This window comes from Horticoccus luteus (genome assembly GCF_019464535.1).
GTDB classification, from domain to species: Bacteria; Verrucomicrobiota; Verrucomicrobiia; order Opitutales; family Opitutaceae; genus Horticoccus; species Horticoccus luteus.
Window position 1 is genome coordinate 1016137 of the sequence record NZ_CP080507.1, and the last position, 22835, is coordinate 1038971.

23 protein-coding genes are annotated in these 22835 nt (G+C 59.7%); 16 read left to right on the forward strand and 7 right to left on the reverse strand.

Annotated elements, in window-relative coordinates; genetic code table 11:
* Nucleotides 1-19 precede the first annotated feature (19 nt).
* The 10 genes from K0B96_RS04030 to K0B96_RS04075 all read left to right on the forward strand — a co-directional run bounded on the left by K0B96_RS04030 (nt 20) and on the right by K0B96_RS04075 (nt 11035).
* On the forward strand, nt 20-673 hold the full coding sequence (locus K0B96_RS04030) for a cytochrome c3 family protein (protein WP_220164107.1): 654 nt from the start codon (nt 20-22) through the stop codon (nt 671-673).
* The gene (locus K0B96_RS04035) at nt 670-4053 is read left to right on the forward strand and encodes a TAT-variant-translocated molybdopterin oxidoreductase (RefSeq protein ID WP_220164109.1); all 3384 of its coding nucleotides are present in this window, start codon (nt 670-672) and stop codon (nt 4051-4053) included. The genes K0B96_RS04030 and K0B96_RS04035 overlap by 4 nt, the downstream gene beginning before the upstream one ends.
* Complete coding sequence (nrfD, locus tag K0B96_RS04040; protein ID WP_220164111.1) at nt 4053-5540, forward strand: NrfD/PsrC family molybdoenzyme membrane anchor subunit; 1488 nt, start codon at nt 4053-4055, stop codon at nt 5538-5540. The genes K0B96_RS04035 and nrfD overlap by 1 nt, the downstream gene beginning before the upstream one ends.
* A 6-nt stretch (nt 5541-5546) precedes the next feature.
* Nucleotides 5547-6080: a DUF3341 domain-containing protein gene (locus K0B96_RS04045; protein ID WP_220164122.1), complete on the forward strand. Its 534-nt coding sequence runs from the start codon at nt 5547-5549 to the stop codon at nt 6078-6080.
* A 3-nt stretch (nt 6081-6083) separates the two neighbouring features.
* A complete protein-coding gene (locus K0B96_RS04050; protein WP_220164132.1) occupies nt 6084-6719 on the forward strand; it encodes a c-type cytochrome in 636 nt (211 codons plus the stop codon).
* A complete protein-coding gene (locus K0B96_RS04055; RefSeq protein WP_220164134.1) occupies nt 6716-7987 on the forward strand; it encodes a hypothetical protein in 1272 nt (423 codons plus the stop codon). The genes K0B96_RS04050 and K0B96_RS04055 overlap by 4 nt, the downstream gene beginning before the upstream one ends.
* Nucleotides 7980-8300: a hypothetical protein gene (locus K0B96_RS04060; RefSeq protein WP_220164137.1), complete on the forward strand. Its 321-nt coding sequence runs from the start codon at nt 7980-7982 to the stop codon at nt 8298-8300. Before K0B96_RS04055 ends, K0B96_RS04060 begins: the two co-directional genes overlap by 8 nt.
* Nucleotides 8301-8319: 19 nt before the next feature.
* Nucleotides 8320-9735: a cbb3-type cytochrome c oxidase subunit I gene (locus K0B96_RS04065; RefSeq protein WP_220164139.1), complete on the forward strand. Its 1416-nt coding sequence runs from the start codon at nt 8320-8322 to the stop codon at nt 9733-9735.
* Nucleotides 9736-9761: 26 nt separating this feature from the next.
* On the forward strand, nt 9762-10370 hold the full coding sequence (locus K0B96_RS04070) for a cbb3-type cytochrome c oxidase subunit II (protein WP_220164141.1): 609 nt from the start codon (nt 9762-9764) through the stop codon (nt 10368-10370).
* 80 nt (nt 10371-10450) lie between these two features.
* The gene (locus tag K0B96_RS04075; protein WP_220164143.1) at nt 10451-11035 is read left to right on the forward strand and encodes a c-type cytochrome; all 585 of its coding nucleotides are present in this window, start codon (nt 10451-10453) and stop codon (nt 11033-11035) included.
* 84 nt (nt 11036-11119) lie between these two features.
* Here K0B96_RS04075 and rfaD read toward each other — a convergent pair whose 3' ends face one another.
* From rfaD to K0B96_RS04105, 6 genes are all read right to left on the reverse strand, one after another.
* Complete coding sequence (gene rfaD, locus K0B96_RS04080; protein WP_220164145.1) at nt 11120-12118, reverse strand: ADP-glyceromanno-heptose 6-epimerase; 999 nt, start codon at nt 12116-12118, stop codon at nt 11120-11122.
* A 71-nt stretch (nt 12119-12189) separates the two neighbouring features.
* Nucleotides 12190-12996 (reverse strand): pyrroline-5-carboxylate reductase, encoded by an 807-nt coding sequence (gene proC, locus K0B96_RS04085; RefSeq protein ID WP_220164147.1) that lies wholly within the window; start codon nt 12994-12996, stop codon nt 12190-12192.
* Nucleotides 12989-14122 (reverse strand): response regulator, encoded by a 1134-nt coding sequence (locus K0B96_RS04090; protein WP_220164149.1) that lies wholly within the window; start codon nt 14120-14122, stop codon nt 12989-12991. Before K0B96_RS04090 ends, proC begins: the two co-directional genes overlap by 8 nt.
* A 38-nt stretch (nt 14123-14160) precedes the next feature.
* A complete protein-coding gene (folD, locus tag K0B96_RS04095) occupies nt 14161-15033 on the reverse strand; it encodes a bifunctional methylenetetrahydrofolate dehydrogenase/methenyltetrahydrofolate cyclohydrolase FolD (protein WP_220164152.1) in 873 nt (290 codons plus the stop codon).
* A gap of 90 nt (nt 15034-15123) precedes the next feature.
* On the reverse strand, nt 15124-15939 hold the full coding sequence (locus tag K0B96_RS04100) for an SH3 domain-containing protein (RefSeq protein WP_220164154.1): 816 nt from the start codon (nt 15937-15939) through the stop codon (nt 15124-15126).
* Nucleotides 15926-16711, reverse strand: coding sequence for a pseudouridine synthase (locus K0B96_RS04105; RefSeq protein ID WP_220164155.1), 786 nt, complete (start codon nt 16709-16711; stop codon nt 15926-15928). Before K0B96_RS04105 ends, K0B96_RS04100 begins: the two co-directional genes overlap by 14 nt.
* 98 nt (nt 16712-16809) lie before the next feature.
* On the opposite strand from K0B96_RS04105, the gene K0B96_RS04110 reads away from it, so the two are divergent.
* The 4 genes from K0B96_RS04110 (at nt 16810) to fabF (ending at nt 20451) form a co-directional block, all read left to right on the forward strand.
* Nucleotides 16810-17973, forward strand: coding sequence for a sulfite reductase subunit alpha (locus K0B96_RS04110; protein WP_220164157.1), 1164 nt, complete (start codon nt 16810-16812; stop codon nt 17971-17973).
* Nucleotides 17974-18068: 95 nt separating this feature from the next.
* The gene (fabG, locus tag K0B96_RS04115) at nt 18069-18818 is read left to right on the forward strand and encodes a 3-oxoacyl-[acyl-carrier-protein] reductase (protein ID WP_220164159.1); all 750 of its coding nucleotides are present in this window, start codon (nt 18069-18071) and stop codon (nt 18816-18818) included.
* A 26-nt stretch (nt 18819-18844) separates the two neighbouring features.
* Nucleotides 18845-19108 carry an acyl carrier protein gene (gene acpP / locus K0B96_RS04120; RefSeq protein WP_220164161.1) on the forward strand — a complete coding sequence of 88 codons (264 nt, stop codon included), beginning with the start codon at nt 18845-18847 and terminating at the stop codon, nt 19106-19108.
* A gap of 89 nt (nt 19109-19197) precedes the next feature.
* On the forward strand, nt 19198-20451 hold the full coding sequence (fabF, locus tag K0B96_RS04125) for a beta-ketoacyl-ACP synthase II (protein WP_220164162.1): 1254 nt from the start codon (nt 19198-19200) through the stop codon (nt 20449-20451).
* Nucleotides 20452-20655: 204 nt separating this feature from the next.
* Here fabF and rpmB read toward each other — a convergent pair whose 3' ends face one another.
* The gene (rpmB, locus tag K0B96_RS04130) at nt 20656-20886 is read right to left on the reverse strand and encodes a 50S ribosomal protein L28 (RefSeq protein WP_220164164.1); all 231 of its coding nucleotides are present in this window, start codon (nt 20884-20886) and stop codon (nt 20656-20658) included.
* Between the two features lie 174 nt (nt 20887-21060).
* On the opposite strand from rpmB, the gene K0B96_RS04135 reads away from it, so the two are divergent.
* Both K0B96_RS04135 and K0B96_RS04140 read left to right on the forward strand, forming a co-directional pair.
* Nucleotides 21061-22092, forward strand: coding sequence for an NAD(P)-dependent oxidoreductase (locus K0B96_RS04135; protein WP_255558840.1), 1032 nt, complete (start codon nt 21061-21063; stop codon nt 22090-22092).
* Nucleotides 22093-22238: 146 nt separating this feature from the next.
* Nucleotides 22239-22805, forward strand: a complete 567-nt coding sequence (locus K0B96_RS04140; RefSeq protein WP_220164168.1) for a DUF4142 domain-containing protein — start codon at nt 22239-22241, stop codon at nt 22803-22805.
* The last annotated feature ends 30 nt before the right edge of the window (nt 22806-22835 follow it).

Here is a 22835-nt window from a genome sequence, read left to right on the forward strand (position 1 = left end):
CACCCGTCCACTCGCGCCCATGTCGAAACTATTCCCGAAAGCGGCCAATCGGTTGCCGCTGCAGATCGTCATTTTCCTGGTTTTGGTCGGAGGCATCGCGACCGCGGGCGTCACCTATTACATGACGCCGAAATACACGCGCGTCGGTTACGCCCCGGTGCAGCCGGTGCCGTTCAGCCACGCCCAGCATGCGGGCGAGCTCGGCATCGATTGCCGTTACTGCCACAGCAACGTTGAGAAGTCCGGTTTCTCGAATGTGCCCACGTCGCAGACGTGCATGAACTGCCATAACCAGATCAAGACCCAAAGCCCGCTGTTGGAGCCTGTGCGGCACAGTTATGCGACGGGTGAGGCAGTGCCGTGGGTGCAGATTCATTCCACGCCCGACTTCGTTTACTTCAACCACGCGGTGCACGTGAATCGCGGCGTCAGTTGCTGGGAGTGCCACGGCCAGATCAATCAAATGGAGGTCGTGCGCCATGAGAAACCGCTCAGCATGTCGTGGTGCTTGGATTGTCACCGCAATCCGGGTCCCCATCTGCGCCCACGCGATCAGATCACGAATCTCGACTGGCGACCGGCCAGCCCGGAAGCCCAGGAGAAACTGGGTCGGGATTTGGTTGCGCACATGAAGATTAACCCGCCGCAAAGCTGCTCTGGCTGCCATCGATGAAACGAATCGTTCAACATCCCCAACCGTCGCCGCGCGAGCTGACTGGTCCGAAATATTGGCGCAGCTTGGATGAGCTAGCCAACACGCCGGGATTTCAGGAACAGGTGGCCCGTGAATTTCCGGGTGGCGCCGCGGAACTGAACGGCGTCGATCGCCGGCAGTTCATGAAGATCATGGCGGCTTCGTTTGCGCTGGGTGGGATCGGTCTCGCCGGCTGCCGCCGCCCCGAGAAGCATATTTTGCCTTACGGCAAGTCGGTCGAGGGTGTCATTCCCGGACTGCCATTGTATTTCGCCACGGCGATGCCGATGCGCGGAGGAGCCATTCCGCTGCTGGCGGAAACGCACGAAGGGCGCCCCACCAAGGTGGAAGGCAATCCGAGCTACGCGCCCCACGGCGGTGCCGCATCGGCCATTGCGCAAGCATCCCTGTTGGAGCTTTACGATCCGGACCGGGCGACGACGCACACGAAGGGCGGAGCAACGTTGGATCGCGAGGCGGTGGATGCCTTGCTCGCCAAGCTCAGCACCGACCACGCGGGGAACGCCGGCGCGGGTCTTGCGTTTTTGGCTGAAGAATCCAGTTCGCCTACCCGCACTCGGCTGGTGGCGGCTCTGCGGGCGAAATTTCCGCAAGCGATTTGGGCGGAATATGAGCCAGTCAGCGGTGAGGTGACCAGCGCTGCGCGCACAATTTTCGGGGCGCACGTCAAGCCGTTGTATCGTTTTGACCGGGCTGACCGCGTGGTCTCGCTCGACGCCGATTTTCTCCATTCGGAGGAGGGCAGCCTCATCTACGCACGTGATTTCTCGAAAAAACGGCGCGTAACGAAAAAGGAAGATGCGATGAACCGCCTGTATATGGCGGAGAGTGGCTTTACGATCACCGGAACGATGGCGGATCATCGCCTGCGGCTGGCTACGAGCCACATGGTCGGGCTCGCGGCGGCGTTGGCGGGGAAGATCACGGGGTCGTCGGATTATAGCGGTCTCGCCCAAGGGTTGACCGGTGTGCCGTCAGGCTGGGTCGAGGAATGCGCCGCCGATTTGGCGCAGCATCGAGGACGTTGCGTGGTGATCGCCGGCGCGCATCTGCCAGCGGCTGCGCACGCATTGGCGCACGCCATGAACGCCGCGCTTGGCAATCTCGGACAGACCGTCGAGTTGGCGACGTTGGCAGAAAACAATGCCTCGTCCATTCAGGATCTGGCGAGGTCGATCAAGGGCGGAGCAGTCAAGACGCTGGTGATTCTTGGCGGGAATCCCGCTTACAATGCCCCGGCGGAACTTGGGTGGGCGGCCTTGCAAAAGTCGGTCGCCGACGTGGTTCATTTCAGTTACTATCAGAACGAGACCTCGGTGCTCGCTGGAACGCACATCGCAGCGACGCACTATCTCGAATCGTGGGGCGATGCACGCACGATGGAGGGGATTATCGTCCCGATCCAGCCGATGATCCTGCCGCTGTTCGGCGGTTACACGGAAATCGAAGTGCTCGCGAAGATTGCCGGTGAAAAAGAAACCGACCCGCATGGCATGGTGCGCGCGACGTTTGCCGGAGTGGTGGGCGAGGGCGTCGACGCGGAGAAAGCGTTCCACAAATTTCTCCATGACGGCTTGCTGGAAGGTTCGGCTTATCCGATTTCCGGTGGCGGCATCAATTCCGCAGGCCTGAAAAGCCTCACGGATGCGGCCGGTTCGCCGTCTGCGACAACGTTGTCGCAACAGAACCTCGAGGTGCGCTTTTGCGCCGACTACAAAGTCGATGACGGCCGATTTGCCAATAACGGCTGGCTGCAGGAACTGCCGGATCCGATCACCCGCATTTGTTGGGACAATGCCATTCTCGTCAGTCCGCACCTCGCGAAGGAGCTCGGCATCTTGCCGAAAGGAGCTTTGGTGCAGGTGGCGCGCATTGAATTGGCGGATTCCGACAATGGTCGGGAAATGGCCCACGAAGCGGAGATCACGCTGAATGGTCGTACGATTCGCGGTCCGTTGCACATTCAGCCGGGTCTCTCGAACTACACGCTCATCCTTTCTCTCGGTTATGGTCGGACCACGACCGGCCGCGTCGGCGAAGGCGCCGGCACGAACGTCTACCCGCTCAGGACGACGGAAGGACTTCACTTTGCCACTGGTGCAAAGGTTTCACTTACCGGCAAACGCATCGCTCTCGCCAATACCCAGGAACACTGGTCGATGGAAGGGCGCGGCATCGTGCGGGAGGCCAATCTCGAGGAATACCAAGAGAATCCGGCGTTTGTGAAGGAGATCGGCATGGAGGCGGAAACCCCGCCGGTTTATGGTCAGAATGGCGCGGCGATTCCGCTCGCGACCAAATCGACGACGATCCCCCGCGGAAACTCGCTCTATAAAACGCCGGAATTTGATGGTGTTCACCAATGGGGCATGAGCATCGATCTAAACACCTGCATCGGGTGCAACGCCTGCGTGATTGCCTGCCAATCTGAGAATAACATCCCGATTGTCGGTCGCGATCAGGTCTTGCGCGGTCGGCAAATGCATTGGATCCGCATCGACCGTTATTATTCCGACGGTCGTGCCGACGCGGCGGCATTTGGCGGCGAAGGCAACCGGGAAATCCCGCAGGATCCGCAAGTCTCGCTCCAGCCGATGGCCTGCGTGCAATGCGAGCTCGCGCCGTGCGAAACGGTGTGCCCGGTCAACGCCACCGTCCACGACGACGAAGGACTAAACGTCATGGCTTACAACCGCTGTATTGGCACACGATACTGCGCAAACAATTGCCCTTACAAAGTCCGGCGATTTAACTTCTTCGACTGGAATCAGCGGTCACTCGATAGTTTGTATATGGGACCGCTCGGGCCGCACGGCATGCCGGAACTGGTCCAGATGTCGAAGAATCCCCAAGTCACCGTGCGGATGCGCGGCGTGATGGAGAAGTGCACGTATTGCGTGCAGCGCATCGAAAACGGGAAAATTCAGCACAAGGTAAAGGTGGCGCAGGAAGGCAATCCCGGCGATGTCGTGGTGCCGGACGGCGTCATCAAGACGGCTTGTCAGCAGACTTGTCCGGTGGGTGCCATCGTGTTCGGCAACATTCGTGATCCGGAGAGCGCGGTTTCGAAGGCGAAGGCGCGCGAGCAGGATTACGCGGTGCTCGGCTATCTGAACACGCGTCCGCGCACGACTTACCTGGGTAAGCTGCGCAACCCGAATCCGCGTATGCCCGACTTCCAAAAACTGCCGTTTACGCGGCAGGAGCAAAATCGCAAAAGCCATCCCGCCTCCGCAGGCGCGGAAGGTGGCGCGCACGGCGAAGGCCACGGAGAAATGAAGAAGCAAGCAGACCACGCGATGCTCGATTCCGCCAAACGTTTAGGAGGCGTTAGCTAATGGCTCACGTCGAACAAACCGCCCCTCCGGCTATTCTGCGGGAGGTCAAGCCAGCCATTTTGCCGCGCGCAGAGTTGGTCGAGCATGGCCGCAGCTTCACTTGGATTACAGAGAAGATCTGTGGGATCGTGGAAGGCCAAACCCCGACGTGGTGGTGGTGGTGCTTCGCGGTCGCTTGCTTTGTCGCTTCGTTTACCTTTGCGGGCATCACCTACCTTGTCGCCACCGGCGTCGGTGTGTGGGGCCATCGCAATCCCGTGAACTGGGGCTGGCCGATCGTGAACTTCGTTTTCTGGATCGGTATCGGTCACGCCGGCACTTTGATCTCCGCGATCTTGTGCCTGTTGCGCCAAAAGTGGCGGACGTCGATCAACCGTTCCGCGGAGGCGATGACGATCTTCGCCGTCGTCTGCGCCGGCATTTTCCCGGTCTTTCACGTTGGTCGCGTTTGGTATGCATGGTTCTTGTTCCCGATCCCGAATTCCAACGCGATCTGGCAGAATTTCCGCTCACCGTTGGAATGGGACGTGTTCGCTGTTTCGACCTACGGAACGGTTTCGGTGCTCTTTTGGTATGTCGGTATGATTCCTGATCTGGCGGTCTTGCGTGACCGTTTTCAGGAAAAAGGGCGCCGCGTCCGCTCCTTCTGCTACGGCCTGTTCGCGATGGGGTGGCGTGGATCGAACCGCCATTGGAGCAACTACGAAATGGCGTATTTAATCTTGGCCGGCATCGCGACGCCGCTCGTGCTTTCGGTGCACACGGTCGTTTCGTTCGACTTCGCAGTCGCGCTGATCCCAGGCTGGCATACAACAATTTTCCCGCCGTATTTCGTGGCGGGCGCAATCTTCTCAGGCTTCGGCATGGTGCTGACCCTGATGCTGCCCTTGCGATCGATCTACCGCCTCGAAGATCTCATTACGCAGTATCACATCGACTGCATGTGCAAGATCACCCTCGCGACGGGCACGATGGTCGGATATGCCTACGCGATGGAGTTCTTCATCGCGTGGTATGGCGCGAATCCGTTTGAAGGCTTCACGTTTATCAACCGCGCGTTCGGCCCTTATGCTTGGGCGTATTGGATCATGATTTCCTGCAACGTCATCACGCCGCAGTTCTTCTGGTTCAAGTCCGTCCGTCGCAATACGACGATGGTTTGGGTGCTGTCGTTGTTCGTGAACGTAGGCATGTGGTTTGAGCGTTTTGTCATCATCTGCACGTCGCTCACCCGTGATTTTCTCCCGTCGAGCTGGGGTTATCTCAGCCCGACCGTGGTCGATATCTTCACATTCTTCGGCACCTTCGGGCTGTTTTCCGTCCTCTTCTTGCTCTTCATCCGCTTCCTGCCTCTGATGGCGATTGCCGAACTGAAGGTAGTAACGCCGCAGGCGGACGTGCATGGACCGCACGGTACGCCGGAGCATGCCACGGGTTTTGGTGATCCGGTGGAAGTTGAACAAGGCGGTCCGAGCCCGAAACACTAAACGACCATGGCTGCACAAACTTACGGCCTGATCGCCACTTTCGATAATACGCCCGCGCTTTATCACGCGGCGCAGCAAGTGCGCGATGCCGGCTACAAGAACTGGGACTGTATCACTCCGTTTCCCGTGCACGGGCTTGATCGTGCGATGGGCTTGCGTCGCTCGATCGTGCCCCGCATTTCCCTCGTCGGTGGCATTACCGGCTTTTGCACCGGCATGCTGCTCATCTGGTGGGCGAACGGTTTCGAATATAAACTCATCGTCGGCGGCAAACCGTACTTCAGTCCGATGTTTGCGTTTCCGATCAGCTATGAGCTGACGATTCTTTTTACCGCGTTCGCGACCATCATCGGTATGTTTGTGCTTAATGGTTTGCCGATGCACTACCACCCGGTACTGAAATACGATCAGATCAGGCGTGGCATGGATGACACGTTTTTCATCGTCGTTGAAGCGCGGGATCCGCGTTTCAACCTGGCCAACACCAAAGCGCTTTTAGAAAAGGCCGGCGGTCGGGAAATCGTGGAACTGGAGGCCTGACCCATGCGCACCGTCTATCTCATTACTGCGCTCATCATTGTTCTCGGGCTCTCCATCCTCGGCTTCCGGGGGCGTGCGTTCACGAAGCCGCCCATGGATGTATTTCCGGAAATGGCATTCCCTGGCATGAAGTATCAGCCGAAATACAAGCCGCAGGGGCCGAGCAACTTCTTTGCCGACGGTCGGGCGGATCGGCCGCTGCCAGAAGGTGTAGTCTCGCGCGACATGCTCCGTAGCGATGACGCACTCTATCAAGGCAAGGACGCATCCGGAGCGTTCATCCACGGATTCCCCGCGGCAGTTACGGTTGATCTTAAGCTGCTTCAACGCGGCAAAGAACGCTTTACGATCTATTGCTCTCCGTGCCACGGCGCACTCGGCAATGGGCAGGGTATTACGAAGTCCTACGGGATGGGCGCTACGCCCACCTACCATGACGACCGTCTACGGCAAATGCCGGAAGGCGAGATCTTCAACACCATCACGCACGGCAAGGGCAATATGCTCTCTTACGCGGACAAGCTTGTTCCTCAGGACAGGTGGGCGGTAATCGCCTACGTTCGCGCCCTGCAACGCGCCGAAACGGGCACGCTCGCGGACGTTCCTGCGAATCATCGATCGGAGCTTGGCCTCAAATGAGCACTCACGCTGAATCTGCTCCCACCACCTTGGTTCCAGCCGCGTCGCCCGCGGCTGGCGCAACGAAAGCGTTGGGCATTGGCATAATTGGATTGGTGCTGACTGCACTCGGCCTCTTCGTCAGCGACCTTCGCAGCGTCGCCTTCTCGTACTTGGTCGGCATTTCCTATTGGACGGCCATCGCCATCGGCATGCTGATGATGATCATGATTCATCACGTTTTTGATGCATCTTGGTCCGTCGTCATTCGCCGGCAGTGGGAGCACGGGATCGCCAGCTTCAAGTGGTTGCTGCTGCTTTTCCTGCCCTTGCTGATTGTTACCTTCTGGAAGCCGGGCTCCGTCTGGCCATGGACCGACCTTAGCCACGTCATCAGCAATGGTGAAACCGTGGGCCACGATCCGCTCTATTTGAAGAAATCGGCGTTTCTGAGTATCAAAGCACTGTTCGGCGCGACGGTCGTGTTTTACCTTCTCTGGTGGTGGCTCTCCGCCCGTTTGCGGAAAGCGTCGTTCACTCAAGATAGCGACGGCGATCCTCGCTGGACCCTCATGAACCGAGTGACCTCCGCAGCCGGCATCCCGATTGGAGCTATCACCCTGACGGCGGCAGCCATTTACTGGATCAAGAGTCTCGAATACCACTGGTTTTCCACGATGTATGGCGTGTGGTTCTTCGCGAACTGCGTGCGCGGTGCCCTTTGCGTTGGCGTAGTGATCATGGTTTGGCTGCAACGTCGCGGCGAATATCGAGGCGTGCTCAATACCAATCACTATCACAGCATCGGCCAGCTCATGTTGGCGTTCACGGTCTTCTGGGCCTACGTCACCTTCGCGCAATACTTCCTGATCTGGAATGCCAACGTGCCGGAAGAAACGTTTTGGTATAACATTCGCGAACTGAATCAAGACGGGCACACCAACCAATGGTGGTGGGTCGGTTTGGCGATTTTGTTCGGCCACTTCGTCATTCCGTTCCTCTTATTGCTGTCCTACCGCTACAAAGTCACGCCGGTCATTATTCGGCGCATCGCGTATGGCATCTTGGCGTCCATCCTTCTCGATCTTTGCTATAATGTCCTGCCGGCGCTGCGTGACAGCCACGATAATCCCCAGCCCTTTCTTTCGATTCGTCTGCTGTGGGTGGCAACTTCCGTAGTAGGCATTGGCGGCGTTTGCGTGTGGGCTTACCTGCGCAGCTTTGCGACGACCAAACTGATTCCTATCCGTGATCCTCGGATTGGCGAGAGCCTCACGCACCATGAGTAACCCTTCCGCAAAACCTGTTTCATTGTTTACCGTCATCGCCGTTTTGGTGTGCCTGGGGTTGTTCTTCGCGGTGGCGTGGTGGACCCGGAGTCCGGCGCTGGCGCCGAGGGAACTCGCGCCGGAAGGATTGGCGGCCGACCAGCAATGGAAGGCGACGCCTGAATCGCGCAAAGCGCACCTTGTCACCCTGCGCGCCGAAGAAGCCAAGCATGCCACGACGTACGCGTGGATCGACCAAAGCGCCGGGACGGTGCAATTGCCCATTGACCGCGCCATGGAGCTGACCGTTGAACGTTACAGCGCCAAACACTGAGCCTCGTTATCAATTTGAGATGATCACAAACTCGCCAACCGCCGCCGAAGTCAGCGACATCGACGTCACCGCGCGCCGGCCGTTGCTCTACTTGTTCGGTTCCGCGTTCCTTTGGCTCGTGCTAAGCGGGCTTTTCGCCGTGGTAAACTCGCTTCAGCTCACGATGCCAGCGTTGTTGGCGCACTGCCCGGTGCTGACCTACGGGCGGCTGCACGCCGCGCACGAGAGCGCATTCATCTATGGGTGGGCGGCCAATGCCGGCATGGCTATTTCGCTTTGGCTGCTGTCGCGTTTGGGTCTCACCATGATGCGAGGCGCCTCGTTCGTTTGTTTGGGTGGACTCTTTTGGAACATCGGAGTGCTGGTGGGCGTGGGCGGGATCTTGATCGGTGATGCAACGACGTTTTCGGGCCTGCAGATGCCTCTCTATGCCCACGCTGTGTTGCTCGTAGCATTCGGCTTCATGGCAGTAGCTGGTGTACTGGCTTGGTCGGGCCGGAAGCATGAAACCGCGTTTGCTTCGCAATGGTATGCGTTGGCGGCGATTTTCCTTTTCCCGTGGATCTTCTCGATTGCCCTGATCTCGCTCCTGCTCGCTCCAGGAGCAGGCACTTCGCAATCTGTCGTCAGTGCGTGGTTTGCGGAGAACCTCTATATGCTCTGGCTCGCCCCAATGGCGTTGGGTGCTCTCTATTACCTCCTCCCCAAGATCACTGCCAAAGCGATTCCGCATTACTCGTTCGCCGGACTGGGCTTTTGGACTTTGATCGTCGTTGGATCCTGGACCGGGCCGCGGGTATTGGTGAATGGTCCTGTGCCTGCGTGGATTCCCACGGTGGCCATCGCGCTGACTTTTGTAGCACTGATGCACTACTGGCTGGTGTGGCTTAATCTTCGCGGTCTGTTCGCAACTCGCGGGAGCATCGTGTTGAAGTTCGCGGCGCTTGGCTTCGCGGCTTATATCCTGACCGGCCTGGCCAATGCAGTTCTTTCCTTCCGAACGCTCGCGAACGTGGTTCAGTTTACCTATGTGACTGATGCGACCGGGGCACTGGCGCTCATTGGCTCGATTTCCCTGACATTTTTCGCCGCGATCTATTTTATTGTCCCGCGTCTTTGTGGCCGGGCCTGGCCTTCCGCAGGTTTGGTTCGCATTCACTTCGGCGCCTCAGTGCTCGGAGTCGTGGCGATTGTGGTTGGCTTGGCCGTGGCAGGGTGGGTGCAAGGGCGCGAGTTGAATTCGACCGCGGACTTCGCACATATCGCGGCCGTTACGAAGCCGTGGTTGCTGCTCGCCACCGCGGGCCAAGCACTGCTGCTTGTCGGCAATATTCTGGCGACGTTCCACTTTCTCCGGCTGATCGCTTGCCGGCGCAATGAAGTCACCTTGCCCGCGTTTCGGGCACCAGCGGCGATGGAGGTTTCCGTATCATGAGAAACGGTGTCACTTTATTTTTCGGCTTGTTTATCGCCCTGGGGATTTCCTGGGCCGGTCTCGTCATCGGCACGCGTGCCCAATACGCGAGTCTGCGTCCCCACTACGACGATAACGAAAGCGCCAGCTTCCCTCAGAGGCAGGCAGGCGTGGCGGCGCAGGGGCAGATGGTTTACGAGGATCTTGGCTGTGTGTCATGCCATACACAGCAGGTGCGCCGCGCTGGCATCGGGTCGGACAAGGCTCGTGGTTGGGGCGATCGGCAGTCAGTAGCCCGTGATTTTCTTTATGATTCACGGCCGCAACTCGGAAACGCACGGATCGGCCCGGACCTGTCGAACTATGCGGCGCGGGCCAAAGACAGCGGCATGACACCTGATCGGCTCTATGCTTACCTCTACAACGGGCACAATGGCATGCCGGCTTATCCATTTCTTTTTGAGAAACGCCCCATTATTGGCGAGCGGGATGCGCACGCCCTGAACGTAAAGTTGCCTGCCGGTTTCGAGATCGCACCGACCCGGCGCGCCGAGCAACTGGTGGCCTATTTGCTGAGCTTGAATCACACCTACGAATTTAGCGAAGCGCAACCCGTGGTGCATGGGACTGCCGAAGGGGAAGGTGAAACGAAATGAGCGCTCCAGAATCGCAAGATCCGCGCCTGCAGCAAGCCGGCGCCACCGACGAAAGCGTTTTGAACGCCCACGAACCGCGCTTGAAGTTCAAGCCCGACACGAAAGCGCATTATGCGCTGATGCCCTTGGCGATCGTGTTCGTGTTTAGCGCATTCATTTTCATTGCTGGCACCTATGTGCACGATTTTTCGGGCCATTTTGCGCCCAGCGTGTTCGACGAAACGGGGTTGCCGATTCAGCCCGGCAGCGGAGCGACCGCGAAAGTGGACCCGCTTGTTTTAGGTCGGCGCCAATTTGATTCGGCCTGTGTTACCTGTCACCAAGCGACGGGGTTGGGCATTCCGGGAGTCTACCCGCCGCTGGCTGGGTCGGAATGGGTCGATGGTTCGGAGGAGCGTGTCATCAGCATCGTCTTGCACGGCCTCAAAGGCAAAGTGCATGTAAAGGGTGCCGAATTTGGCGCGGCCGTCATGCCGGCTTTCGGTCAAGTGCCGGGGTCCGGCTATAACTGGAGCGATGAGAAGATCGCGGCCGTTTTGACCTTTATTCGGCAGGAATGGGGCAACAAGGCCGGCCCGATCACGGCAGCCAAGGTCGCGGAACTTCGCACAAAGGAAGGCTCGCGTGGCGAGTGGAGCGAAGAGGAATTGTTGAAGCTCCCCTGAGGCCGTTGGAAATCCAAATTTCACTCAAGCCGCAGAGTAATCTGCGGCTTTTTTGTCGCCTGTTAGCGGCGTCGCCCGGCGCGCTTAATCCCCGAGTTTGCGTGAGGGCACGAGGTAGTTTTGCACGTAATCGCGCACGGCTTCGGGCAACGCCGTCATGGGGCGGCGGTAGCCTGTATCCCGCAATTTAGCGACATCGGCGCGGGTGAAGTACTGGTACTTGCCGCGCAGGATCTCAGGCATGTCGATGAAGTCGATCTGCGGTTCGCGCCCAAGGGCTGCGAAGATAGCGCGAGTGAGCGTGAGCCATGTATTGGCCTCGCCCGAGCCGAGGTTGAACAGCCCGGCCGCCGTGGGCGCTTGGTCGGCAAAGTGCAGCGTCATGGCGACCGCATCTTTGACGTAGAGGAAGTCGCGCATCTGTTCGCCATCCTTGAACTCCGGCTTGTGGCTCTTGAACAACTGCACCCGTCCCGTGGCGAGGATCTGTTGGTAGGCTTTGTTTACGAGGGAGCGCATGTCGCCCTTATGATCCTCGTTCGGGCCAAACACATTGAAGTATTTTACGCCCACAATCTGTTTCAACCAACCGCTGTGCTGCGCGTGCACATCGAAAAGATGTTTCGAATAGCCATACATGTTGAGCGGACGCAATCGGGAGAGATTGTCATCGCGATCATCCATGCCTTGGGCTCCGTCACCATACGTCGCGGCCGAGGAAGCGTAGATGAAGCGGGCGTTTTGTGCGAGGGCCCACGCAGCGAGTTCCTTCGTGTAGGCGTAATTGTTGTCGATGAGGTAGGTGGCGTTGCGCTCGGTCGTGGCCGAGCAGGCGCCGAGATGAAATACAGCCGAAAACTTCCCGAATGCGTGGGCGCGATCTGCGATCTGACGGCGGAAGACATCGGCTTCCACGTAGTCGGCGAATCGCAACGGCGTGAGGTTTTTCCATTTCTCGTCGGCACCCAGAAAATCCGTTACGACGATATCGCCGACGCCTCGCTCGTTGAGCGCCCAAATCAAGGCGCTGCCAATGAAGCCCGCGCCTCCTGTAACTAAAATCCGACCCGTGAGAGTGCTCATGCTAGAACGCTCCATCAACGGTGATGCGCGCGGTCGACGCAAGAACTCAGGGTCGTGAGCCGTCGCTTCGCCTAACTTTGCTGTGCAAGTTCGCGGGAGCGGTCTGCTGCGGCCAGAACGGCGGCGCGAACCGTGGCGCGAAAGTCATGCGCTTTGAGTTGCTGCAAGCCCGCGAAGGTGGTGCCGTTCGGCGAGGTGACTTGGTCGCGCAACGTTTCCGGGTCGATTTGTCGGCGCGCGAGTAGGCGCGCGGCTCCGAGAGTCGTCTCCGCGGCAAATGTGGTGGCTAAGTCTGACGTCAGGCCGGCGGCGACGCCCGCATCGCGGAGCGCCGCGACAAACTCGAAGAAAAATCCCGGGCCACTGCCACCGAGTGCCGTGATGGCGTCCATTTGCGACTCTTCAACGGCAACGGCGCGTCCCATCGCTTGCAGGAGCCGATCGATCAACGTGGCATCGGTGGTGGCAGGAGGACGCAGCGCGCACCATCCGGTCATACCCGCACCGATCGCGGCGGGGGTGTTGGGCATCGCCCGCACCACGTTGCGAGCGTGCGGGAAAACGCCCGCGAGCCGCTCGAGTCGTTTGCCGGCGAGCACGGAAATTACAAGACGATCACTCGTGAGTTCGGCGAGGCGTGGATCGGCTCCCGCCAGGTGCTGAGGTTTGAACGCCACCACCAAGGTGTCGGCATCCGCTAAAAGGTCGTCGATGGAGCGGGCGCAACGGATGCCAGTGCGCGCGGCCAGACGGGCAGCGCTGACGCCTGGGCCCCCGAGGCAAATCAGGTCGGCGGGCGGCACGACTTTGTTTTCCAACAGGCCATCGACCATTGCGCCGGCGAGATTTCCGGCGCCGAGGAAAGCGAATCTAGGCATCTTGAAGTAGTCTCCGGGCTTTGCGCTCGATAGGATGGACGAGAATGGCGCACGCTCCGCCGCCGGAATGGTCCACGAGGGAAACGTCGCCGCCGAGCCCCCGCAACGCGTGGCGGGCGATGGTCAATCCCATGCCCACGCCGACGGTGTTTTTGGAACTGATAAACGGTTCGAACATGTGATCGCGAATCTCCGGATTAAGTCCGCGACCGCGGTCTTCGACAAAAATTTCCACCGCATCCCCCTCGTCGGGTCGGGTGATGCGCTGCGTCCGCACAGTGATGGGCCGGGTCTGGGTGCTGGGAGCATCGTAGCTTTCCCAAGCGTTGATCAAAACCTTGGCCAAAACTTCTTCAAAAACCTCCGTGTTCGAATCGATCGTCAAATCACCCAGCGGATTGTCTATCGTGATGGGATTTTCATGACGATAATCCTGACGATAGCGTTGCACGCCGCCGTCGAGGAGCGCGCGCAAACTGCATTTTCCGAGCGGAGGGCGGGTCTTGATGACGAGCGAGCTGAGTTGTTTGATGATCGTAACGATGCGATGAACGGCCTCTTCGACTTGCGCAGCGTTGCGCTTCACTTGCTCGGGTTTGTCGTAATACGCTTTGATTAGATCGAGGTAGCCGATAACGACGCCGAGCAGATTGTTTAAGTTGTGAGCAATGCCTTGGGTGACCGCGCCGATGGTCGCCGCGCGCCGGGCTTCCGCCAAACGGCGCGTGAGATCGGCCATTTCGCGATTAATGGCGACGAAGCGGAGCTGCGTCTGCACGCGGGCCATGGTTTCATCGAGATCGATCGGTTTGGTAATGTAGTCGACTGCACCAACGCCGAGGCCTTCCAGCTTACCTTCTTTGGAGCTGCGCGCGGTGATGAAGATGACAGGGATCGAGCGCGTTTCTTCCGTGCCTTGCAGCCGTTGGCATACTTCGATGCCGTCCATTTCCGGCATCATCACGTCGAGGAGGATCAAGTCTGGTTTGTGCTCCACCACCTGATCGAGCGCTTCGAGTCCGCTGTAGGCGGTCAGAACTTCGATGCCCTCGCGTTCCAGTTTGCGCTTCAGCAACTGGACGTTGATCGGTTGGTCATCGACCACCAAAATTTTCGGCGCGGACATGTAACAGGAGCAAAAGGGCTTCCTGCAGAGCGCGCAAGCTAGCGCGCGGAAGCTTTGTAAGCCTTGACCGTGTTTTTCATGAGCAACGCCACGGTCATAGGGCCAACGCCTCCGGGGACGGGAGTGATTTTGCTCGCGATCTGCGAGACGGACGGGAAATGCACGTCGCCGGTGAGACGATAGCCGTTTTTTTTCGTCGCGTCGGCTACGCGGTTGATGCCGACGTCGATGACGACCGCACCGGGTTTCACCATGTCGGCGGTGACGAACTCCGCGCGGCCGATCGCGGCGATGAGCACATCGGCGGAACGCGTGATCTCGGGCAGATTGGTCGTGCCCGAGTGGCAGATCGTCACTGTGGCGTTAGCACCGTTCTTTTTCTGCACGGCGAGAAGCGCGATGGGTTTGCCGACGATCAGTGAGCGCCCGAGGACGACGACGTGTTTGCCTTTGAGGTCAACGCTGCTGCGTCGGAGCAGTTCCATGATGCCGGCCGGCGTGCACGCAACAAATCCCGACTCATCTTCCTGGGCCACTTTGCCCAGATTCAAGGTGTTGAAGCCGTCGACGTCTTTCTCGGGTGACACCCGCCGAAACACCGCCAGTTCGTCAATCTGTTTGGGAAGTGGCGACTGGACGAGAATGCCGTCGACGGTGGGATCGGCATTGAGGTTATCGAGCAAGGCGAACAACTCGGTCTGCGTGGTCGTGACAGGAGGCAGAATCACGCGGCTTTCGAGGCCGATCTCCGCGGCGGTTTTCTCCTTCTTCTTCACGTAAGAAATCGAAGCCGGATCCTCGCCGACGCGCACCAAAGCGATACAGGGTCGGCGCCCGGTGAATTGCGCGACCTCGGCCTTTAACTCGGCGATGATGTCGGAGGCGATCTTGTTGCCGTCGATGAGCTCCATGCGAACAAGGTGGAGCGGACGCGGGAAGTGCGTCAAACGAAACGACCGGCGGAGATTCGTTTCTGCCCACGCGGGCCGCGAGCGCGTCGGTTACTTGAGCTGCAGACTCTCGACGTCGATCACGATGTCTTTGCCGCCCGGCGTTGGTTTGGCGGTGCCATACACGACGACGGTGTGATCGACGTAGCTCGGAAGTTGTTCAGTCAACAGAAGCTTGGAGGTATTGAGATACGCGTAGCGGACGCCGGCATCGTCTTTTAGCTGCCAGTCGTAGGGGCGACGGGGCATAAAGGGCCGCTTCGTGGACTCAAACCGGCCTTGGAAAAAGCGCGGGAGAGAGGCGGGCGTGTTGTCGTTGAGCGAAACGAGGGGAGCCGCTTGCGCACCGGAACGCGTGCCGTAAGCAGAGGAAGTTACCGGTGCCGGCGACATTGGCGCGGAGGCCCCGCTGGCGGGCGAATCTTCGGCGGGCCGTGGTGCAGGCTGGGGAACACCGGCGACGCGGACGTAGCCGGTGAGTTTTTTCGTGAGCCGAATCTGCGTCCATTTGCCGTGCAAACCGGTGATTTCGGTGCGGTCGTTCTTCTCGATCGTGGCCAGAGTGGGCGAGGCGGAATCAGGCGCGAGGTGCACGGCGGTGCCTTCGATCACATCAAGCCCCTTGGTGATATCTTTGTTCATCACGTAGCCTTCGTGTTCGTCGCCGGGGATCTCTACGGCGAGCCAGCCGTCGGGTGCCGGACCCGCGCGCACGGGTTCGGTGCCGGCTTTGAGCGAGGAGACCACGGGGGAATGATCTTCAGGCTGGAGGTGGACGGCGGTCGTGGCGCTGAGCGGTGCCGCGGAGGACCACGAGGCGAGAGCGATAGACGCGAACGCGCAAAGAGTGGATTTAGTCTTCATCATGATCGGAGGCGGTGGTGGCCGGGACGTGGCGACGGGGCGTGTGGAACAGCGATTCGATTTCTTTGGTGGAAAGTTTCTTCATCGCCCGCAGGGGAATCCCTTTCAGGCGGAATGACCCGATTTGGTAGCGCCGCAGGCGTTTTACGTCGAAACGCAACGCGAGGAAAAGTTGCCGGATTTCACGCTTTTTGCCGTGGTGCATCCAGACATCGAGGTTGGTGGACGTTTTGTCGGGACTCGGATTTACGAGGGCGGCGTGTTCGACCTTCAACCGTTCGCCTTCGATCACCATGCCGCGGATCAGCAATGGGATACGGGTGAAGGGGAACGGGTCCTTCAAAATAACGTGGTAGCGTTTGACCACGGTATTGGAGGGGTGCATGAGCCGGTTGGCGAGATCGCCGTCGGTCGTGAGAATGAGCAGACCTTCGCTGTCGAGGTCGAGGCGGCCGGCGCAGAAAAAGCGGTAGCGGGCGAGTTCGCGCGGAAGCAGGTCAAAGACCGTGCCCGAGTGATGAGGGTCGTCGTTGGAGCAAACGAGGCCGCGAGGCTTGTGCATGGCCAGGGTGATGCGCGGTTGAGCCTGGGCGCGGACCGGTTTTCCGCTGACGGTGACTTTGTCGAGTCCGGGAACGATCTTTTGCCCCAAGGTGGCGGGCTGGCCATTGACCCAGACTTCTTTCTGCGCGATCAGCACTTCCGCCGCGCGGCGCGAGCACACGCCGGCATCGGCGAGAAACTTTTGCACACGCAGGGCGGACGGATCAGTCATGCCGCGCAGTTGGCGGCAATTCTTATGACGAGGCAAGCCACGAGCCCGCTAAAGTATATCTTGCGAAGGCGGGAGCGTGGGGCTTTTTCGATTCGGCCATGTCTGACGCCGATTCCTCCGCTCAATTTTCCAAGGATAATCCTTTCGCCGCCCGGTTGGTGGAAAATCGCTTATTGTCAAAGCCCGGGTCTGCGAAGGAGACGCGGCACGTGGTGGTGGATATCGCGGCCAGCGGACTTACCTACAAAGCGGGTGATTCACTAGGCGTGTTTCCCACGAACCGGCCCGGCGATGTGGCGGAGATTCTAACGCGTCTTGGTGCGACGGGCGAGGAGGCGGTCGTGCTGCCGAGGAGTGCGGGCCCGCTCCGCTTCGATGAAGCGTTGCGGAGCAAACTCGCTCTCGCGCGGCCCACCCGGAAGCTGTTGGAGCTGCTTGCCGCCAAGACCGCTTCGACCGATGAACGCGAGCGGCTCGCCGCGATGCTCGCCCCCGAAGGCAAGGATCTCTGCGCAGGGTATCTGGAGCAGCGTGAGTTTATCGACGTTTTGCAGGAGTTTGCCGGAGCCGAAGTCTCGCCCCAGGAATTGGTCGATCACATGCGCCGGTTGATGCCGCGTCTCTATTCGATCGCCTCGGCGCCGCAGCGGCACCCAACAGAAGTTCATCTGACGGTGGCGGTGGTGCGCTACGAAATGAACCATCGGGAGCGTGTGGGGGTGTGTTCCACGTTTCTCGCCGACCGGGCGGTCTCCGGACAACCGGTCGTGCCGGTGTTCGTGTCGCATTCGCATTTCGGTCCGCCGGCCAATGGGGCGACCGACGTCATCATGGTGGGTCCGGGAACAGGCATCGCGCCGTTTCGCGCCTTCATCCAGGAGCGCGTCGCGACAGGGGCGACGGGACGCAGTTGGTTGTTTTTTGGCGATCAACACCGGGCGGTTGACTTTCTCTATGAAGACGAGTGGTCGGACTATCTCGCGAAAGGGCAGCTTACGCGGCTCGACACGGCATTCTCTCGGGATCAGTTGCTGAAAGTTTATGTGCAGGACCGGATGAGGGAAAACGCCGCGGAACTCTGGCGCTGGATCAGCAATGGCGCGCATTTCTACGTCTGCGGTGATGCGACGCGGATGGCGAAGGATGTCGACCAAGCGCTGCATGATGTGATCGCGGAGCAAGGCCACATGGAGATCGCGGCCGCCGGCGATTACGTGAAGCAGATGAAAAAGGAAAAACGTTACCAGCGAGACGTGTATTGAGGAGCGACGCGGCGCGCGGGCGGGCGCGTGGCCGCGCACACCAGTGAATTTTCGACTCGCTACGCCGTAGAGGCTGCCCGCTACTTTTCGCTCGCATGCTCACGTTTACCAATCGCACTGCACTCGTCACCGGCGCCGGCCGGGGGATCGGAAAAGCCATCGCGGAAATGCTCGCGCGGCACGGCGTCACCGTCATCTGCGTTTCGAAATCGGCCGATTCCTGTGGAGCGGTCGCCAGCGGAATCATAGCGGCTGGCGGGAAGGCGAAAGCGGTGGCCGTGGATGTCGCCGATGGCGCGGCAGTCGCCAAAGCCGCGGAAGAACTTTTGAAGGAGTTTCCCGCGATCGATATTCTGGTGAATAACGCCGGTATCACGCGCGACGGGCTGCTGTTTCGGATGAGTGAGACTGATTGGAACGACGTGCTGGCGACGAACCTTTCCAGCTGCTTTCATTGGACCAAGCATCTGGCGCGGCCCATGACGCGTGCGCGGTGGGGCCGCATCGTAAACATCACCTCGGTCAGCGGGATCATGGGAAATGCCGGGCAGGCGAACTATTCCGCGGCGAAGGCCGGCATGATCGGGCTCACGAAAACCTTGGCGCGAGAATTCGCCTCCCGAAGCATCACGGTAAATGCGGTCGCCCCGGGTTTCATCAAGACCGATATGACGACGGAATTCGTCAACAGCCCCGACATTGCGGGCAAGGTGTTGGAAACCGTGCCGCTCAAGCGATTTGGCGAGGCGGCGGACATCGCAAACATGACGGCGTATCTCTGCTCGGAAGAGGCCGGCTACATCACGGGGCAGGTTTTTACGGTTGACGGCGGCATGGCGATGTGAACCCTCAACCCTCAAGAATTTCATCCATGGCAGAGCAAAAAACCATCGAACAGCGCGTTAAGGAAATTATCGTTAACCAGTTGAACGTTAACGAGGAGCAAATCACTCCGAATGCCTCCTTCCTCGACGATCTCGGCGCTGATTCGCTCGACACCGTCGAGCTCATCATGGCCTTCGAAGAAGAATTCAAGGACGAGATCAAGGGCGAGATTCCCGAGACCGACGCCGAGAAACTTCAGACCGTCGGCCAAGTGGTCGACTACATCAAGAACAAGGCCGCCGCGAAGTAAGCGGATCGCTCATACGCTGGCGTCTTACCGGCTTCCCTTGCGGGAGCGCACGGTAGGACGCCTTTTTGTTTTCAACCTTTCTCGCCCGCATGGATTCAGGAAAATCCCAGGAACGTCGCATCGTTATTACCGGCCTTGGTGTCGTGGCCTCCATCGGCCACGATGTGAATGCCTTTTGGGCGAGCCTGATCGCAGGGCGTTCAGGCGTTGATCGCGTGACGCATTTTGACTGCACCCAATTCGCTTCGCAGATCGGGGCGGAGGTGCGTGATTGGGAGGCGGCGGCGCATATGGATCCTAAAGAAGCGCGGCGCAACGATCGCTACACGCAGTTTGCCTACGTGGCGGCTCGCCAAGCGGTGCGCGATGCCGCACTGGAGATGGCGAAGGAAGACGGCGACCGCGTCGGTGTGATCATCGGCTCGGGCATCGGAGGCATGCAGACGATCGAAACGCAGCACGACATTTTGCGCGAACGGGGACCGCGGAAGGTCTCACCGTTCATGATCCCGGCGTTGATCAGCAACATGGCGGGAGGGTTGGTTGCGATGGATCTGGGCGCCCGCGGTCCGAATTTCGGGGTGGTATCCGCTTGTGCGACGAGCACACACGCCATCGGCGAGGCGTTCAATGCGTTGCGCCGGGGCGATGCCGACGTGATGGTGGCGGGGGGGAGCGAAGCGGCCATTACGCCTTTGGCGTATGCGGGTTTTTGTTCGATGAAAGCGATGAGCACGCGCAACGGGGAGCCGAAGAGAGCGTCCCGGCCGTTCGACCTCAATCGCGACGGGTTCGTCATGGGCGAGGGTTCGGGTATCGTCGTGCTGGAGACGCTCGAGCATGCGCAGGCTCGCGGAGCCCGCATCTATTGTGAGCTGGCCGGCTACGCGGCGACCTGTGATGCTTTTCACATCACCCAGCCTGATCCGGAAGGGAAGGGGCTCTCGTTGGCGATGCGGCGCGCGCTGGATACAGCGCAGTTACGCCCGGAAGAGATCGATTATATCAATGCCCACGGCACTTCGACGCCCTACAACGACAAGTTTGAGACCCTCGCGATCAAAAAGGTCTTTGGTGAACATGCCCGGCGGCTCGCCATCAGTTCGACCAAGTCGATGACGGGGCACCTGCTCGGAGCGGCGGGCGCGATCGAATGCGTAGTCTCTGTAAAGACGATCGAGCAAGGGATCGTTCCGCCGACGATCAATCTGGAAACGTCAGATCCCGACTGCGACTTGGATTACGTGCCCCACGCGAGTCGCGCGATGCGAGTGCGCACGGTCCTGAGCAACAATCTCGGTTTCGGCGGCCAGAACGCTGCCTTGGTCTTGCGAGCCCTTTAAAGCGGCGCGGATGCCGACAGAAATCGGGTTCGCCGAAGGATTAGAGTGCTCTACGCGGAAAAGCGTGCGCCTTCTACGTGCCTCAGGGCTGGCACGAACGAACCGAAAGCTCGTGCGCGCTCAGAGCGGCTTGGAGCCCGGGTAGCAAAAAGCCCCGGTCGCGCACGACGCGCATACCGGGGCGAAAAACCTTGGGCTAACGCGTCAGGCTTTTTCGATGAGGCCGGCCTTGATGGCCTTCACCGAAACCCAGATGCGTTTGGTGCCGCCATTGGCGGTCTTCACGCGCACGCGCTGAAGATTGGGGCGAAACTTGCGCTTCGTGATGCTCGTGACGTGGGTGCCGATGCCGCCGCTCTTCTTCGACTGACCCTTACGGTTGATGCGGTTGCCTTTGACGGGACCTTTTCCGGTGATTGCGCAGATTCTAGCCATGGTGATTGCGATTTGATTAAAGGGTCGAGCGTAGAAGCCGCCGCTCCAGTGATGCAAGGGGAAATGTTCTCGATCACGCCGGCCCGCGGCACGCTTTTTCTCGCTCGCGCGTGATGGCACCGAAAACGCTCGCTGCGAAGCGAAAAGCGACCGCTTTGCTCGCCGCGCGGACGGATGGCGCCTGCTAGTGAGGCCGGACAAATAGGACACGCGGGGACTGAATCGGCGGCGAGGCGGGCAGGCAGAAAGCGGGGAAGTCCGCTCTTCCAAATTAGGGAGCGGAAACGAGGAAATCGGTGGCGCTCGCATGTTCGATGGCGTCAGATAGGGTCCATGCCAGAGACGCATACGATCGGATTTATCGGCACGGGGGTGATGGGACGCAGCATGGCGGCCCATTTGCTGCAAGCCGGCCACCGCCTGCGGGTATTTACGCGAACGCCGGCAAAGGCGGCCGAGCTCGTCGCCAAAGGAGCTAAGTGGTGTCGCACTGCCGGCGAAGCGGCCGGTGAAGCGGACTTCGTAATCACCATGGTGGGCTACCCGAGCGATGTGGAAGAAGTCTACTTTGCTCCATCGGGAATCTTGGAAAACGCGCGCGGAGGAGCCGTCCTGATTGACATGACCACCTCGAGCGCTCGCCTCGCCGAGAGAATTGCCCACGCTGCGGAGGCACGCGGGTGCCGGGCTCTCGACGCCCCCGTTTCTGGAGGAGACGTCGGGGCTCGGGAAGCCCGGCTCGCCATTATGGTCGGGGGCGAGGAAACGGCGTTTGAGCAGGCGAAACCGGTTTTGGCGTTACTTGGCAAAAACGTGGTTCGTCAGGGTGGTCCCGGGGCCGGCCAATACTGCAAGATGGCCAATCAAATCGCCGTGGCGGTCGGCATGCTGGCATGGGCCGAGGCGCTGGCGTTGGGTGCGGCCGCGGGGCTGGATCCGGCGGTGATGCTAACGAGTATTAGCGGCGGAGCCGCCGGGAGCTGGGCCATGACCAACCTGGCTCCGCGGGCGCTGGCGGGAAATTTCGCTCCGGGGTTTTATGTGAAGCATATGTTGAAGGATATCGGCATTGCGCTGGCCTGCGCGGCGGAATTGGGCGTCGATACCCCCGGTTTGGCTACCGCGAAGGCGGCCTACGATCGGGTGGTGGCGGCGGGAGGTGCCGACTGCGGCACGCAAGCTATCTATCGCGTGTATGCGCCATGAGGTGTAAATCTGAGCCAAAGGCATCGTAAATCGCCGGATGGGTTGAGTCGCGGATTTTGCGGGGACTGAGATCCGTCGATACGGTTCCCGCCTGCCTGTGTTGCCCCGATGTCGCTCAGGGGTGCGTGGGGTTACGATGTTCACGCATGAAAACCATTCCCATCCCAGCGTTTGTAAATATGCGCCGCCTTACCTTGGCGGCTTTGGCAGCAGCAGTCGTCGGCGTGACTTCCGTCAATGCCCAGTCGTCCACCGCCACGATGCCCGCCAAGAGCGATTCGAACCACGTGGCCCGCGTTGATCGGCACTTTGTGGAGGAGGCTGCCGAAGGTGGCATGCGGGAAGTCAAGTTGGGTGAACTTGCGCAGGGGCGCGCGCTCGACGGCGGAGTGAAGGCTTTCGGCCAACGTATGGTCGCCGACCATACGCAGGCGAACAATGAGCTGAAGGCGTTGGCCGCCGCCAAAGGAATCACCATCAAAGCCGACGAGAAGAAAGATCGGGATTACGACAAGTTGTCAGCGAAAGCGGGCAACGAGTTTGATGAGGATTACGTCAAGATGATGGTGAAGGATCATAAGAAAACCATCAAGCTGTTCGAGGACGAAGCCAAAGACGGGAAGGATGCTGATCTGCAAGCGTTCGCGAACAAGACTCTGCCCACTTTGAGGGAGCATCTCGCGCAAGCCCAAGCGCTGAAGAAAAAGGACTGACGTTCTGCTTCGCGTTAAAACCGGGTGCGC